Genomic DNA, 16579 nt, shown 5'->3' with positions numbered 1-16579 from the left:
TTATTACTCCGCCCATAATGCAGTTTGAGCTGCGCGCAAAATCTGATTATCTTTTGCGGTATGGCTTAATTCATAATGTTTTTGTGCCCACTGCATCGCTAACTGAGGTTGTGGAGCAACCTGTAAATAATATTGAGCAAGTTCTGCTGCATGCTCTACATCATTCCGCTGACTCCGTAAATCCACCAATGTTTTCATTTTTTGTTGCCAGAGATTGGCATGCCCCAACTGTTTTTCAGCAATCGCCAAACGCAATATCAAAGCATCATCAGACGATTGAGTTTTGCTCACCAGCGAGCCTAAAGTGTGCAATACATAGGTATAATTGGTTTGAGCCAGTTGAATATCAGCCCACAATGCAAGTGCGCTAACGGGCATTGACTCTAAAGGGTAAAAAGACAACCAGCGCTCTGCCTGTTGCAACTTATCGACATTCAATGCCATTTCAGCTGCCACCTGCGCAATCCAAATATTGTTGTTCTGCTCTGGCTGTACCACATTTAATAAGGCTTGATAGGTTCGATTTAATTTTTTTTGGTCATTTTTTCCTTCCCAACTATCAAGTTGCAAACTTTCAACTTCAAGCATACAAGTCAGTGTGATTTCATTGGCGGCATGCCCTAATAATCTTGCGCATGCATCTTTGGCAAGCTTAAACTGCCCTTGCTGCAAAGCGACATTTGCCAACATCAATCCATAATTAGCATAACCCGCCTGCTGTTTAACCAACTTTTGCAAAATTGCTTGAGCGCGCGCAAACTTATGTTGGCGCTGATATAAACTCGCTTGCAAAAACTCGCTTTCTGCACTGGCTGGATAATAAGATAGGAAAAAATTAAGACGCGCCTGAATTTCAGTGATTAAATAACTTTGACCCGGTAATTGACTGCGTTGGTACAAATGGCTTAACACTTGCAGTTCACCAATATCCGGCTTAGTCTCGCCTTGTTTATTATATGTAAATATCACCATTTGTTTATCTTGCGGAACATAGGCTAAATTTTCCGCCTGCACTTGCTTGACCAATAAAGTGATAATCGTTAACAGACTCAATAGCCAAATATAAGACAAATGCGAGATAGTCAATCTATTCACCGCATCATTTTCCATCGTTTCCTTTTGCATGACGCTTTTTCGCATGACTTCCCCCTTTAATATTCGCAACTAACTGCCGTTTTATTGGCAAACTCAGGTTGGTTAAATAACGTCTTTGTAATCGCATGAAGAAAAGCGCCGTCCTTGGCACTTCAACATCAACTAATCAGAATTATTCACCGACAAATAAATCTGCATATTCATCCGTTGAACTGACATCTTGCGTAAATGCCCGACCATTCACAGGTAAAGGCATATCTGATTCATCTTGCTCAAACGCCTGACGGCTATAGGTTGCAAAACTCACCTGTTGTGCCTCAATGGTGATATATACAGTTGCGGTCACTGCATCATTTACACCATCTGAAACCTGATAGACAAAACTATCTTCGCCCGTCTGTAAAGGCGCGGGTTGATAGCTAAATTTACCATCGTCCATTAAGGTTAATTGGCCTGAATTAGGCGCGGTTAACAGATTAAACATCAACATATCGCCTTCTTTATCTTCCACCATCAACTGGCTTTCGATAGCGATATCGGTTTCTGTCGTTAAATTAATATCGCTGGTCATTGGCGGATGATTGGGCGCTGGCTCATCATCGTCGTCAAATATAAAGTTACACCCTGTCATAGAAATACTGGCGAGTAACAACATTAATATTCGCGTTTTCATGGTTTATCCCTCCTATTTTGAACCTGCAAGTGGATTGGCTAAATATGGGAATTTTGTCATCATCATGCTGGCATCTAGTGGTGCACCATCGGTAAACGGAACATTACCTGTATTTGCATCTTCTGGCTGACATAAACCTAAGTCAGTGTCTGTACCATTGACCGGAACCGGATAACACAAACGGCCCATTACGACACGCAATGCAATATCCACCACATCATCGCCCGGACGACGACCATTTGGGAAACCGGCCAAATCATCCCCTGCAACACCAAATGCAGACTGTTGATCAGCCGCAACCGCTGGAATAGCGGTATTTAATCGCAGCATTTCAGATGCAGTAACAGTGGCTTGTTGGTTAACCCCTTCAAAACCGGTTAAAAATGCAGTCACTAAATCCATTCGTGGGAAATTAGTCGGTGCGATAGTATCCATATTCGTACCCAAAGTGGTATTAACCGCATCTTTGAATAAGATGTTTAATAACTCAGGTAAACTTGGGTGAGTGACATAATCAGCAAATTGACCATCATCTTTAGGATGTGAAACAGAGAATCTATCTTTGTCTTTTAAACCAATGACAAGCTCATTAACCAGCGGGTTACCCAAACGAGAAACCTGAGTTAATGCACCGCCGTTCACTTCTGTATGATTAAAGCTTGCATCCGGATTTAATATTCTGGCCTGCGGTAAACTCGCCGTAGTCCATGTACCGATAACACCATTACCATCACCAGTGACACAATCTTTAGCAATTTCAATCGCTAGAGCAGTCACATTTTTATCCATTAAATCGTCATTATCAGCTGATTGTGTGATGCCACCCGGGAAACCACCTGCGTCATTCGCACCCGGTGCGCTATCCCCTTCAACGGGTACATAGTTCACTAAGTCAAAAGTTTTCCCCAAATTAACAACAAATGGGTCTTTACGCTGACCAACAAAAACTTTGGCTGGCGATTCACACCCTGGAATATTGATGGTATGAATAAAGGCGTTGGCATATTCCGCATAAGCGGATTCACTGGAGAAGGTTTTAGTGCCAATAAAATCAAGTGGCTTACTGAACATTTTGCCACCTGCGTCCGACATTAACTCGGTTTTAGTTCCTGAGCTTTGCATACCATCAACCCAAGTTAATGAATAAGACTCAGAAAAATTAGCAGCGCTTTGATCGGCGGCACTGATGCCTCCCACATTTTTCAATGGCACATGGACCATTTTCTGCTCACCGTCTGGGCCGATAGGTAAAGCAACACCTGTTTCATTCGCTAACATTTGTTTGAACCTAAATTGCAGACTGATGTCTTCTATTGCATCACCATCGTTATCTATATGAATGCTATAAACGGCAGCCGGATCCATCGCAAAATAATTAGGACCACCATATGCATCTTGCAATGGGATGTAGTTGGCGATCAAAGTGACAAAATCCCCACGTCCATCTTCGTAACTATTGAATGCGTAAAAGTCAGACGAATCAATTGTCGGCATTCTTGTAACATTAGGTGCTTCTCTGTGACTGGATGCTTGCGCATTCGTCACTATGCTACCCAGCAGTACTGCACTTGCGATTAATGTAAGTTTAGTTTTCATGACATTTCCCTCGTTGTTGTTAAAGTGTCAGAAAGCCAAACGGGCGAAGATGCAGATTGGATGCAATTTTTTTAAATTAATTTTTTGACGAGCGGCGAGCTTCGAGCTTCGAGCTTCGAGCTTCGAGCGACGAGCGACGAGCGACGAGCGACGAGCGACGAGCGACGAGCGACGAGCGGAAAGTTTCAAGTTACAAGCTGTAAGTTTCAAGAAAGTGTAGGTCGAGCCTTTAGGCCGACAACAAGCAAAAAGCACAGTTTTCTAGATTAAAAAAAGCGCAGAGCTGTGAGCTACAAGTTGCAAGTTGCAAGTTGCAAGTTGCAAGTTGCAAGTTGCAAGAAAGTGTAGGTCGAGCTTTTAGGCCGACAACAAGCAAAAAGCACTGTTTTGCAAATTAAAAACAAGCTTCGAGCAGCGAGCTGCGAGCTGAAAGTTTCAAGTTACAAGCTGTAAGTTTCAAGAAAGTGTAGGTCGAGCCTTTAGGCCGACAACAAGCAAAAAGCACTGTTTTGCAAATTAAAAACAAGCTTCGAGCAGCGAGCTGCGAGCTTCGAGCTTCGAACTTTGAGCTTAAAAAGCAGGTTCGAGTGAGTGGCGATATTCAATTTAACTAAGCAGACTTTCGCCGCATGGATACAGCTGGTGGACTTAATGGGCCACCAGCCAATTATCATTACAAAGTCATCAACTCAGTGGTATACAAGACAGTCGTTGGTAACCCGTTAGGTGAACCACCCAAAGGCTCTAAACTAACCGCTAAGGCCACTATTTCCACTTGCTCAAACAACGCATGTTTAGCTAACTCTAACTGACCTGATTTCGGCAATAAACCCAAAGAAACTGGCGCTCTGCCATCTTTAGCAACCATCCACAGCTCATAATCATTGTTTAATTGCGGCTGCAAATTATCACTGGCTTTAACCCGGATGATCTCATCATCAATTTCAATTAACCACAAGGCCTGAGCTTTTTCACCTTGCACGACAGCAACTTGAGGTGGTGTAACCTCAACCGTTTGCACTCGGATCAAAACAACCGCTAAAATCAATGCAGCAGCAGTCGCCAAACCTGTTGCCCACTGCCATACAGCAGATTTTTTCTTCTGCACTAACGGCACAATATTGCCGGCAGGTACATCGACAAATCCTAAACGCTGAGAAATTTTCTGCCAAACAACCTCTTCAGGTGTTACCGGATCAAGCTGCCGACTCAAATCGTTAATCTGTTGCTCCCACATCCAAGTGGTTTCGCGAATCAAACTATATTGCATCATCAACTGCTGGTAGCGCCGTCTGGCTCCACCCTGTAACGTGCCTAACACATATTCAGCCGCCAATGCATTTCGCCTTGCTTCAAGTAAATAATTCATATTGATAAGCACCTTTGTAAACTCTGCAATCCACGACGGATCCAGCTTTTAATTGTTCCTAAAGGTGACTGCAAATGCAGCCCTACTTCACCATGTGACAAACCATTGAAATAAGCTAAATGAATGGCTTGACGCTGTTCACTATCCAGCTCATCAATACATTCGGCTAACTTTTCCGGTACCTGCTCAGCTAAACCGTCCGGGTTAAATAAACTATCCCCATCACCTTCAAATAATTCACTTTCCCCGCGCACCTTGTGATACCTCAACATATCCAAAGCACGGTAACGCACAATACTGACCATCCAAGTCAACACGGTCCCCTTTCCTGTTTGGTACTCAGACGCATTATGCCAAATTTTGACATATGCCTCTTGCACAGCTTCTTCAGCCCACTCTTTGCGTTTCAGCATTTTCAGACTGACAGCATACATTTGCGCGCTAGTTGCTTCATACAATTGAGCAAACGCCTCTTGATTAGACTCAGCGGTTGCTTGCAATAACTTAAGATGCTCTTCGTGTTCCATGGATACTGCCCTTTTGTAAAGTGGGCTTATTAAACCAAACGGTTCAAGCCAATATTTGGATGCAATAAAATTAAATTAATCGTGATTTAGATAATTAACTTATTGATAACGAAAGGAGGCCAAAAAAAGATCAGTGCGGCCACTAAAAACAACAAAAACTTGCCATAGTCAAAGGTATACAGCTAAGATACTGTTAATTTCAACAGTATAAAAATTCTTTATGTCTATAAGCCGTTTAGCCAAACAATCAATAGAAACACTTTCTGGTGTCGGGCCCAAAATGGCACAACGATTAGCGAATTTACATATCTATTCGGTAGAAGACCTATTATTTCACTTACCTTTACGATACCAAGACAGAACTCGAATTTATAATATTAGCGACCTGTTCCCGGAAATACATGTCACAGTTTTGGGCGAAATACAATCAAGCGAAATTGTCTTTGCACGCCGACGCATGCTGACCTGTAAAGTAGATGATGGTACTGGCACCATTACTTTACGTTTTTTTAATTTTAGTGCTGCACAAAAAAATCAGCTTAGTAAAGGAAAAACCATACGGGCATTTGGCGAAGTCAAACGGGGTAAATATGGCTGGGAGATAATTCACCCAGAGTACAAAGTCGGTAGTCTGCAAAATTTACAACAAGTTGACGAAGCCTACACGCCGGTATACCCCTCAACAGACGGGTTAAAACAAAGCAGTTTACGCCAGTTAACAGAGCAGGCATTGGAAAGGTTACAAAAGACCGAAATTAGCGAATTATTGCCACAAGCATACCTGCCAAGCGCCATCACATTAGCGCAAGCCATACAAATATTGCACAGGCCGCCGCCTGATGTTTCAATCATCGAATTAGAGAATGGCCAACACCCTGCGCAGCAAAGACTCGCAATGGAAGAGCTCACTGCTCACAACCTCAGTATGTTGCAAATACGCGCCAGTATGCAACAACATGCCGCGACTCCATTTCCGGTTGCCGACGGTCTCATACAACAATTTAGCAAACAACTGCCATTTAAACCCACGCAAGCACAAATTAGGGTTACACAGGATATCCAGCAGGACATGGCGCACAACTACCCTATGATGCGTTTGGTGCAAGGGGATGTGGGCTCGGGTAAAACCTTAGTGGCGGCGTTTGCCGCTTTAAGTGCACTGGCAAAAGGTTATCAAGTCGCCCTAATGGCACCGACAGAAATCTTAGCCGAGCAACACGCACTCAATTTTGCAAACTGGTTTACCCCATTAGATATCAAGGTCGATTGGCTGGCGGGCAAATTAACGGCCAAACAAAAAAGAGAGGCCTATCAACGAATAAAGCTAGGCGAAAGCCAAATGGTTGTCGGAACACACGCACTATTCCAGCAAGATGTTCACTTTCACAAACTCGCTTTAATTATTATTGATGAACAACATCGTTTTGGTGTTCATCAAAGAATGAGCTTACGCGAAAAAGGCGCACAAAACGGTATCTATCCACATCAGCTTATTATGACTGCGACGCCCATTCCACGTACATTAGCCATGACCGCCTATGCCGATTTAACCACCTCTGTTATTGACGAGTTGCCACCCGGACGCACTCCAGTACAAACCGTTGTTTTACCAGATACCCGACGAGATGAGGTTATTCAGCGCGTCTACCATGCATGTAAAAACGAAAACCGGCAAGCTTATTGGGTCTGCACACTGATAGAAGAATCAGAAGTATTAGAGTGTCAAGCCGCAGAAGATACCGCCATGCAATTGCAACAGGCTCTGCCGGATTTAAGCATTGGGCTGGTACACGGACGCATGAAAGCAGGCGAAAAACAGCAAGTTATGCAGGGATTTAAACAGGGTAAAATGGATTTATTGGTTGCAACAACCGTGATAGAAGTGGGTGTTGATGTTCCCAACGCCAGCCTGATGATAATTGAAAACCCAGAGCGTCTTGGTTTAGCGCAGCTACACCAGTTACGCGGTCGAGTGGGTCGCGGCGCAATCGCCAGCCATTGTTTATTAATGTATAAAAACCCACTATCGCAAACTGGCCATAAACGTTTAGCCGTCATGCGTGAAAGTACAGATGGCTTTTATATTGCACAAAAAGACTTAGAAATTCGTGGTCCGGGCGAATTGTTGGGGACCAAACAAACAGGTGATATGAATTTTAAAATTGCTGATTTGCTACGCGATGCAGCATTAATACCCAAAGCAAGAAACTGCGCAGACTATTTAATTAAAAATCAGCTTGAAACGACTCAATTGTTAATCAACCGCTGGGTTGGAGAAAAACAGAAATATACCCAAGCTTAAAGTGTAATATCCAGATAGATACGCATACTCTTGGATATCTTAATAACTAAATGTTTGTAAGGTATACTAACTTGGTTTAGGGCATTAATTGACCAAGTGTAAAATTAAGTTCTAGAATACAATTGTAATATGTTTTTGCTAAAACACTGTATAACTGTAAAACACATCGAATCCGCTTTGCAGCAAGCAAACGGTATTATGGTGACGTTCCGTCATCACCAAGGAAAGGAGAGAACTTTATGTTAAAGTCAGCCAAACGCGCGCGCTCTGCTGAAGACAAGTCACTTAAACGTGATCTAATCCTCAATACTGCCTCACAACTATTTGACGATAGTCCAGATACTTTGCCAACAGCAGCCGCTATTGCCAATCATTCAGGTATCGCTAAAGGTACTGTATATCTATATTTCAAAAGTAAAGAAGAGATATTTTTGGCATTATTAGAGCAACATTATCAAGCATGGTTTAGTGATATACGCAGTGCGATAACAGCAGACAAACCAGACTCGGACGAAATTATCAACGCGCTCTGTCACTATATTGAAAGCCAACCTCAATTTTTTCAATTAGCCAGTTTAAGCAGCTCGATTATAGAACAGAATGTTGATAGTAAAATTTTATTAGAATTTAAAAAGCGTTTAGTTGAAATCATCACCTCTGCTTCAAAAGATTTAGCACAAAGGCTTGATTTAGACGAATATGAAACCTGCGCGCAGTTATTAATGCGCAGTTACGCAATGCTGTTAGGCTTATGGCAAGTGAGCCACCCGCCGGAGAAAGTGGCTAAAACTTTAGATAATCCAAACCTAACCCTCATTCAACCCGAATTTGGCTTAGAAGCACGTGATGCTTTAGCTCAATTATGGCATGGCTATGTCGGTCAAAAAGGTGCTAAATCGAGCGGACGCTTCTGGAAAATCGGTAATTTATTTGCCAAAACAGAATAACAATCAAACACCACAAAACGGGGAGCAAACTAAATACTAACTCCCCGAGCTTTTTCTACAATCAATTGTCTAATGCCTGTTAACACATGTCGCGTTCATTTTTGCAGCAGTTTGTTTGCTACTAGGAAAAACGAATGTGTAGATGACTTTCACGCCTTGCTTCATTAAAATAGCGCCTTTCTTAAATACCTAAATTAAGCGAATTTATGTCAGATAAACATCCTATTTACCGCATTCAATTTGTCAATAATGGTGAAAAATACGAACTTTACGTGCGCAAGCTGGTTTCCAGCAGCCTGTTTGGTTTTATCGAAATCGGTGATTTTGTCTGGAACACACATAGCACATTAGTTGTAGATACCAGTGAAGAAAAACTAAGATCTGAATTTGAGTCTGTCGAAAATAGCTACATTCCAATGCATAATGTATTGCGCATTGATCAGGTAAAAAAACAAGGTACTGCAAAAATAACCTCACTGGGCGATAAAATCACGCAGCTCAACCGCCCAATTTACACCCCAAATCCGAAAAAATAATGGAGCAAAGGTTGCGCATCATACACACATCAGATTGGCATCTGGGACAAAATTTCTATGGCAAGAGCCGCGCCCCCGAACACAGCCAATTTTTTGCTTGGCTGATACAGCAAATTGAAGAACGCCAAGTTGATGTGCTGATTGTCGCGGGTGATTTGTTCGATACAGGTGCGCCGCCGAGTTACGCGCGTGCACTGTTAAACGAATTTGTCGTTAAGTTGTCTAAAACAGCGTGCCAACTTATTTTATTGGGAGGCAATCACGACTCAGTTGCAATGCTAAATGAATCAAAACAAGTGTATCAACAACTGAACACCGAGCTCCAAGCACAAGCACAAGCACAGCCACAATGCATTGACCAACAGGTTTTTGAGCTAAAAAATAGAAACGGCGAAGCGGCAGCAATTTTCTGTGCCATTCCGTATATTCGACCGCGCGATGTGCTTTATCAAAACACCCCACCAGACAATGCACACAATAGCGACTTGCTAACCGCGATCCAATCGCACTACCAAAGTTTATACCGGTATGCACAGCAGCTCAGACAAGATCGTCCACTCCCTATCATAGGTAGCGGACACCTGACATTAGTCAATGCAAAAACCAGTGATTCTGTACGCGAGATCTATATTGGCTCACTCGAAGCTGTGCCTTTGCATGTATTACCCGATTTTGATTACTTAGCATTAGGTCATATCCATCAACCACAAATAATCGCTGAGCAGCAACATATCCGATACAGTGGTTCACCTATTGCGATGAGTTTTGATGAAGCCAAACAGCAAAAATCAGTGGTATTGATTGAGTTTACGCAACAGCAAAAGCATATCCAAACGTTAAAAATCCCCTGCAGCCAAACGTTAAAACAAATAAAAGGGAGCCTGTCTCAGATTGAAACCTGTTTACAGGCGTTAGCGGTCGATGAACAAGGAGCATGGCTTGATATCGAAGTAGATAGCCATGATTACCACTCGGATATACAACAACAAATTAGCCGCCTGTGCGAAGATTATCCCGTTGAAGCATTATTAGTCCGCAGAAAAAAAATAACAACGAACCCACTGTCAGGTGGTGCACAAAGCGCTGCATTAGATGAAATGACACCAGATCAAGTGTTTCAACAAAAACTGCAAGAACATTCATTCGATGAAAAAACACAAGACGAACTGAGCTCGTTATTTAACAAAGCATATCATCAAGCGATAAACGAAGCTGCCAATGAAAATACTTAGCCTAAGACTCAAAAATATAAATGCGATAAAAGGTGAATGGTTTATCGATTTTCAGCAAGAACCTTTTGCCAGTAACGGTCTATTTGTCATTACCGGTGCCACTGGAGCGGGAAAAAGTAGCTTACTCGACGCCATTTGTTTGGCTTTGTACCATCAAACACCGCGCTTGCAGATATCGCAAAACCAAAACGAATTGATGACAAGGCATACCGCTGAATGTATGTCTGAAGTGCATTTTGCCATTAAAGACAAAACATATCGCGCTCGCTGGCAGCAACGCCGCGCAAGAGGCGCAGCAGACGGAAACTTGCAACCCGCCAAAGCCGAGTTGTTTGATTGTCAAAACGAGAAAATCATCGCAGATAAGCTGGCTGAGGTGAAAGCCTGTATTGAACAACTCAGTGGTTTAAATTTTTCTCGTTTTACTAAGTCGATGATGTTGTCACAGGGCAAATTTGCTGAGTTTTTAAATGCTAAAAACAACGAAAAAGCCGAACTCCTCGAAGAGCTAACCGGCACTGAAATTTATAGTTTGATTTCAAAACAAATTTTTCTCAATTACAAAGACAGCAAATTATTACTTGAGCAACTTATACAACAAGCTGACAATGTCAATTTATTAACAGATGAAGAAAAAAGCGAGCTGCAAAGACAAAAACTCACCTTAGAGCAAAATATCCAACAGCAGCAAACCCAAATCAAAAACTTAACTCAAGCACAAGGCTGGTTTTCACAAGCGTCTACACAAGAATCACAACTGGAAAAACTAAAAGATGTATTAAACAATGCAACGCTAGTTTATCAAAACAATGCAGCACAACGTCAACAACTCGCGTTAGCTGAACAGGCAAAATTATTACAACCATATTATGAGCCAATTGCAAAACAGCAAGAAATGATCTCAAGCCAGCAGATCAATATTGAAGCGCTACAAAAGCAGTGTGTTAATCTCAATACCACCATTGAACAACAAATACAAAACTTAGACAAAGCACACTCTGAGCAACAATTGTTAGAGCAGCAGGAACAGCAGCAAGAGCAAATTATCGAGCAGCAGGTTGAACCTTTAGACAAACAACTGCAACAAACGGAAAGTGAGTTAAAACAACCCACCCTCAGACATGCAGAACTGCAAGAAAAAATAGAGCAGCAACAAGACAACATAAAACAGCAACAACATACGCTCGAACAAGCCCAAAAACACTATCAATCGCGACAACAGTGGTTACAGGATAATGCGCATTTAGACCAGCTCAATAAAGATAAAATCAGCTATCTGGAAAAATTAGCGAGCCAAATAAAAAAGCTTAATCAAGAAATACAACAAGGTGAAATAAAGCTTAAAGACAGCCGTTCACATCAGCATAAATTAACCCAAGAAAAAAATGAACTGGCACACACACAAAAACAACAACAACTGCAAATCACAGAGCAAACGCAAGCAATTAATACACTGCAGCAAACAATCGATATATTACACAAACAGCTTGGCTGGGATAAAAATATAGAACAAGCGCAACTTGCACAAAATCATGAAAATAACTTAAATAAACACAATCAATTAAAAGCCTTGCAGCAACAAGTGACTGAGTATTGTCAACAAAAGCAGAAAAGCCAATCGCTCGAATCAGAACTAGAAAAAATCACGCCCGAACACCTAGCTCAACAAAACAAATTACAAGCGCTTAGGGACAGTTATAAAAGCTGCCAACAAAGTATTGAAGACCTAAACCAGATTATCAATCAACAAAAGTTGATTCACTCTTTAACTGAGCACAGAAACGATTTACACCCCGAACAACCCTGCCCCTTGTGTGGTTCAACTCAACATCCATATGCCGATTACCAGCCTGCAGATCTCAATAAAGACGAAGATGCAACGACAGCCAGACAAGCCGCACAAAAGCAAAAACTCGCGCAGTTAGAACAGCAAGGCAAAGAAGAAAGCCAAAAAGAACAACAATTACAGCAGCACAAATGGCTGCTGGAAAAGCAATATGCTGAAATAACAGAAAGTCTACAGCGCACACAAAAAATGCTGATAGAGCAAGTAAAACAACAAGCGCCGACTTGTGTTGAAAGTCCAATCACTGAATGGCCAGAGCAATTACAACAATACCTATCTCAGAACGAAAAAGAACTACAGTTGATTAAACAGCTCATAACCAATCGCCATCAACAGCAAGAGGCACAGCAGCAGCTCACACAGCTCACGTACCAGCTCCAGCAAACTCAGATAAAAATTGAACACAATCTAGAAAACCAGACGGCTTTATCACAACAATTAGAGATATCAACTGAAGCGCAAAATAGTAAAAATACCGAATATAACATCAAAAACCATGAGTGGCTTGAACAACTAGAAGCGCTCAAATTAAATGAAAATAGCTTTTCAACCACTGAACTAACAGAACAATTAGCAAAGCTTGAAAAAACTCAAACTGAACTATTACAAATCAGCGAACAAAAAACACAACTACAGCAAACCTTAGAGCACTTAAATAACCATTTAACTGAGTTGAACGCCGAGCAACAAAAAACACAAGCTTTTATCCGCGAACTGAGCAACCGGCAGCTATCACTCTCTGCAAAACGAAAAACACTATTGAATGGTTTAAGTATACAGTCTATTCGTCAACAAATGCGTGCGTTAAAAGACAAGTTAGCGACTGAAATAAATACACATCAAACCCATCTGCACGAGTTGCGAACTGAGCATGCAGCCACTCAGAGCCGGTTAACGGCATTACAACAACAACAAACAGACGACAAAGACAAATACCAAGCATCATTAGCCCGCTGGCAGCAGCAAATTTCCGACAGCCCGTTTAGTGATACGCATCATTGGCAGGCAGCCAGATTAAATGACAGCCAGATAGATATGTTACGCGCAGAAACTGCAAAAATAGAACAAGCGTACCGACAAGCAACAGAAAACTACCATCATAAACAACAGCAGTACCATGAGTTATGTGAATATAAACCCGATATTTGCAATGAATCACCACTCAATGAGGTCAATAGCAAGCTGGTACAAGTAGAACAACAACAACAACAAAATTTACAACAGCTCGGAGAAATAAAGCAAAAACTCAAAACAGACAAGGCGCAAGCTGACAAACAGCAAGAACTGCTGCTAAAAGTTGCAACACAACAGCAAACACATCAGCAGTGGGCATTGTTAAATGAGTTAATTGGCTCAGCAGAAGGCGATAAATTCCGGCGCTATGCACAAGGACTCACCTTAGAGCAACTCGTTTACCTAGCAAATTGCCAACTGCAAAAATTGCATAATAGATATCAGCTTAAGCGTAAGCCAGATGACAATTTAGAGTTAGTTGTAGTAGATACTTGGCAAGCAGACACAGTACGCGACACCCGCACTCTATCAGGCGGTGAGAGTTTTTTAGTTAGCCTAGCACTTGCCTTAGCGCTATCGGATTTAGTCAGTCACAAAACTCAAATAGAGTCGCTGTTTTTGGATGAAGGTTTTGGCACCTTAGATGCCAACACGCTGGATATAGCGTTAAACGCTCTTGATCAACTTAATGCCAGCGGCAAGATGATTGGTGTAATCAGCCACATAGAGACTCTTAAAGAACGTATCCCTGTTCAGCTTAATGTGATTAAAAGTAATGGTTTGGGGATAAGTAAGCTAGATCCCCGATTTTCTGTAGGCTAAAGCACGGCTATTGGCTATGCTTGGCGAGCACATACTCAATAAACATAGGTTCAGGTACGGGTCGGGAAAATAAAAAACCTTGCCCTTTCTTACAACCTAATTCAATCAGACGTAGTTTATGCACCTCTAATTCAATACCTTCTGCTACTAAATTTAATTCCATCGCGGTTGCCAAAGAAATGATAGTTTTTACAATTGCCTCACTGCTCGCATTTTCATGCATATCACGAATAAAAGATTGGTCAATTTTCAACTCATCTAAATCAAATTTTCTTAAGTACGACAAGCTGGAATATCCAGTACCGAAATCATCAATTGAAATCGCAATGCCAACATCTTTAAAGGATTTTAGCCTTTCATACACATCATCCGAATCATCCACCAAGGCTGATTCGGTTAACTCCAACTCAATCAAGTGCGACGGGATATTATAATCGGATATGATATTTTGTACTGTACTGATAAAGTCCGATGCGGCAAATTGTGCAGGGGTTACATTGACTGATATCGGTAAACGGATATTACTAGCCAGTAGCTTCTGAATACACTGGCAAGACATTACAATCATTTGTCTGCCGAGCTCTTGAATCAATCCTGCTTCTTCTGCCAGTGGAATAAATTCATTTGGCGAAATAATTTGTCCATCACTCCCTTTCAAACGCGCCAAAGCTTCCGCCCCTGTAACCCGACCGGTTATTAAATCGACTTTCGGTTGAAAATACGCCATCAATGTCTGTTTTTTCAGCGCTTCGCGAATATAAGTTTCCAATTTAAAGCGCTGTACCATTTGTTTCTCCAATTCTTCTGAGAAAAAACAAGTATGTCTGCGCCCGTCATTTTTTGCTCTATACATGGCAACATCCGCATGACGCATGGTGGTATCATGATCCTGAGCATCATCTGGGTATATACTTACACCAATGGAGACATTTATTTGGATATCCTGATCATCAATAATAAAAGGCTTCTCCAATATTTCATGCACATAATTAGAAATACTGGCGACACTTTCCAGTTGTTTAAGCTGAGGTACAAGCAAAACAAATTCATCACCGCCGAGCCTCGCCAGCGTCCAATCACTGCTAATAACGTCACTAAGCCTTTGCGCCATTTGCCGCAAAAGTTGATCACCAACTTGATGGCCTTGCGAGTCATTTAATACTTTAAAATGGTCAATATCTATTAGCATGAATGCAACTTTTTCATTTTTTTTAGTCGCAGCATTACACGCATAAGATAAACGATCGTATAACAAGGTTCGATTCGGTAAGTCAGTCAGCTGATCATGGTTTGCTAAATGACTCATTTTCATAGCCATTGTCATGGCCTCACTGACATCATGGAAAACAATAATAGCGCCACGAATCTCACCATTTGCATCTTTAATGGGTGCCGCTGAATCTTCAACCCGATATATGTTGCCATCAGCAGATCTCAGTTGACAGTTTAACGCCATTGCCACCGAGCGTTTTTCATCTAACGCTAAATATATGGGATTGCTCATCATATAGTTAGTATCAGGATCGCGTAATTCCATCACCTCTTCAATAGGCTTGCCTGTTGCTCGTTTTTCCAACCACCCAGTCATCCGCTCTGCAATTGGATTCATAAAGGTAATTTTTCCCTCAATATCGGTCACAATGACCGCATCACCAATTGACTGCAACGTGACTTTAAGTCTCTCTTTTTCTTCAAAAAGCGCTAACTCCGCATTTTTTTGTTCCGTTTGATCATATAAAGTAACCAGATAACCTTTGTGGCCATTTGACCGCAGGTTTTTCTCACTTTGGATTATGCTTACATGGCCAATTAAATGCTGTCTCTCAATGGTTACTTCAAAATATTCTGGACTATCCTTGACGTTATCGGCCGCATTTTTAACTAAAGATACCAAGCGCAGCGGGAACACTTCTTCAATTGCCATTGAAGACATTTCGTTTGCCGTTAAGTCAAACCAATTCCCTTCAAAATCATTGCAATAATCGTTATGCCAATTGGCAGACCAATACGAGATAAAAACAGGCACTTGCGAAACTAAGGTTTTTAACGAATGCTGTGCCATCGACAACATTTGCATACTACGCATTAATCGAATATGAATTTGTACACGCGCTGCGCATACTGAAGAATGAATAGGTTTGGGTATAAAATCGACAGCGCCAGCCAATAGACATCGTTCCTCAAACACAGGCTCTGTATGACCGGTAACAAATATAACAATGCAATCTTTCGTCTCGACTGATTTTTTTAACTGGCTGCAAACTTCAAAACCATCCATGCCGGGCATTTCAATATCCAGCAAAATAAGATCAGGTTTATAATGGTGAGCTAAGCGAATCGCCTCAATACCAGAAGAAGCTGCATATACATGCCCCAAGTTCGCAACCGCTTCTTGTAAAATTAATCGGTTTATTTCTTCGTCATCGACAACCAGTATGGTTGCTGCATGCAAATTATTTTGCGTTAAAAACATAACAACCTTCTTAAAATCAGCGTTTTATTGCGATAAATAGCTTAACATCTAAGTACGTTAAATTTTTGAATTAAGGATGCAAGTTATGCTAACTATTCTAAACTCTAAAGAAACCAGTTGTTTTACCTGATGTTCTGCCTCTGCTTA

General features: G+C 41.5%; 11 protein-coding genes. 5 read left to right on the top strand and 6 right to left on the bottom strand.

From position 1 onward, the window contains the following. Window positions 1–3: 3 nt before the first annotated feature. From FNT16_RS07995 to FNT16_RS07975, 5 genes are all read right to left on the bottom strand, one after another. Window positions 4–1140, bottom strand: a complete 1137-nt coding sequence (locus tag FNT16_RS07995; protein ID WP_143871098.1) for a tetratricopeptide repeat protein — start codon at window positions 1138–1140, stop codon at window positions 4–6. A 127-nt stretch (window positions 1141–1267) separates the two neighbouring features. After that, entirely contained in the window at window positions 1268–1768 is a 501-nt protein-coding gene (locus FNT16_RS07990; RefSeq protein WP_143871097.1) for an Ig-like domain-containing protein, read from the bottom strand. 12 nt (window positions 1769–1780) lie between these two features. Beyond that, window positions 1781–3364, bottom strand: a complete 1584-nt coding sequence (locus FNT16_RS07985; protein WP_143871096.1) for a DUF4331 domain-containing protein — start codon at window positions 3362–3364, stop codon at window positions 1781–1783. A 673-nt stretch (window positions 3365–4037) separates the two neighbouring features. After that, window positions 4038–4733: an anti-sigma factor gene (locus FNT16_RS07980; protein WP_143871095.1), complete on the bottom strand. Its 696-nt coding sequence runs from the start codon at window positions 4731–4733 to the stop codon at window positions 4038–4040. Beyond that, window positions 4730–5260 (bottom strand): RNA polymerase sigma factor, encoded by a 531-nt coding sequence (locus FNT16_RS07975; protein WP_143871094.1) that lies wholly within the window; start codon window positions 5258–5260, stop codon window positions 4730–4732. The genes FNT16_RS07980 and FNT16_RS07975 overlap by 4 nt, the downstream gene beginning before the upstream one ends. Window positions 5261–5480: 220 nt before the next feature. Between FNT16_RS07975 and recG the strand changes: the two genes are divergently transcribed. The 5 genes from recG (at window position 5481) to FNT16_RS07950 (ending at window position 13959) form a co-directional block, all read left to right on the top strand. Continuing rightward, the gene (gene recG / locus FNT16_RS07970) at window positions 5481–7562 is read left to right on the top strand and encodes an ATP-dependent DNA helicase RecG (RefSeq protein WP_143871093.1); all 2082 of its coding nucleotides are present in this window, start codon (window positions 5481–5483) and stop codon (window positions 7560–7562) included. A gap of 239 nt (window positions 7563–7801) precedes the next feature. Beyond that, the gene (locus FNT16_RS07965; RefSeq protein ID WP_143871092.1) at window positions 7802–8509 is read left to right on the top strand and encodes a TetR/AcrR family transcriptional regulator; all 708 of its coding nucleotides are present in this window, start codon (window positions 7802–7804) and stop codon (window positions 8507–8509) included. 206 nt (window positions 8510–8715) lie between these two features. Continuing rightward, entirely contained in the window at window positions 8716–9045 is a 330-nt protein-coding gene (locus FNT16_RS07960; RefSeq protein WP_143871091.1) for a DUF1820 family protein, read from the top strand. Continuing rightward, on the top strand, window positions 9045–10277 hold the full coding sequence (gene sbcD / locus FNT16_RS07955; protein WP_221935076.1) for an exonuclease subunit SbcD: 1233 nt from the start codon (window positions 9045–9047) through the stop codon (window positions 10275–10277). The genes FNT16_RS07960 and sbcD overlap by 1 nt, the downstream gene beginning before the upstream one ends. Continuing rightward, window positions 10264–13959 (top strand): SbcC/MukB-like Walker B domain-containing protein, encoded by a 3696-nt coding sequence (locus FNT16_RS07950; RefSeq protein WP_143871090.1) that lies wholly within the window; start codon window positions 10264–10266, stop codon window positions 13957–13959. The genes sbcD and FNT16_RS07950 overlap by 14 nt, the downstream gene beginning before the upstream one ends. Before the next feature lie 7 nt (window positions 13960–13966). On the opposite strand, the gene FNT16_RS07945 is transcribed toward FNT16_RS07950, so the two are convergent. Beyond that, window positions 13967–16432: a two-component system response regulator gene (locus FNT16_RS07945; protein WP_143871089.1), complete on the bottom strand. Its 2466-nt coding sequence runs from the start codon at window positions 16430–16432 to the stop codon at window positions 13967–13969. Window positions 16433–16579: the final 147 nt, after the last annotated feature.

This window comes from Catenovulum sediminis, assembly GCF_007289895.1.
GTDB classification, from domain to species: Bacteria; Pseudomonadota; Gammaproteobacteria; order Enterobacterales; family Alteromonadaceae; genus Catenovulum; species Catenovulum sediminis.
This window is presented reverse-complemented; position numbering and strand designations above follow the sequence as displayed.

Excerpts from the sequence above, each read along its gene's own strand:
- FNT16_RS07990 (WP_143871097.1), bottom strand. The coding sequence starts at position 1,768 with ATGAAAACGCGAATATTAATGTTGTTACTCGCCAGTATTTCTATGACA.
- FNT16_RS07995 (WP_143871098.1), bottom strand. The coding sequence starts at position 1,140 with ATGCGAAAAAGCGTCATGCAAAAGGAAACGATGGAAAATGATGCGGTG.
- FNT16_RS07965 (WP_143871092.1), top strand. The coding sequence starts at position 7,802 with ATGTTAAAGTCAGCCAAACGCGCGCGCTCTGCTGAAGACAAGTCACTT.
- FNT16_RS07980 (WP_143871095.1), bottom strand. The coding sequence starts at position 4,733 with ATGAATTATTTACTTGAAGCAAGGCGAAATGCATTGGCGGCTGAATAT.
- recG (WP_143871093.1), top strand. The coding sequence starts at position 5,481 with ATGTCTATAAGCCGTTTAGCCAAACAATCAATAGAAACACTTTCTGGT.
- FNT16_RS07975 (WP_143871094.1), bottom strand. The coding sequence starts at position 5,260 with ATGGAACACGAAGAGCATCTTAAGTTATTGCAAGCAACCGCTGAGTCT.
- FNT16_RS07985 (WP_143871096.1), bottom strand. The coding sequence starts at position 3,364 with ATGAAAACTAAACTTACATTAATCGCAAGTGCAGTACTGCTGGGTAGC.
- FNT16_RS07945 (WP_143871089.1), bottom strand. The coding sequence starts at position 16,432 with ATGTTTTTAACGCAAAATAATTTGCATGCAGCAACCATACTGGTTGTC.
- FNT16_RS07960 (WP_143871091.1), top strand. The coding sequence starts at position 8,716 with ATGTCAGATAAACATCCTATTTACCGCATTCAATTTGTCAATAATGGT.
- FNT16_RS07950 (WP_143871090.1), top strand. The coding sequence starts at position 10,264 with ATGAAAATACTTAGCCTAAGACTCAAAAATATAAATGCGATAAAAGGT.
- sbcD (WP_221935076.1), top strand. The coding sequence starts at position 9,045 with ATGGAGCAAAGGTTGCGCATCATACACACATCAGATTGGCATCTGGGA.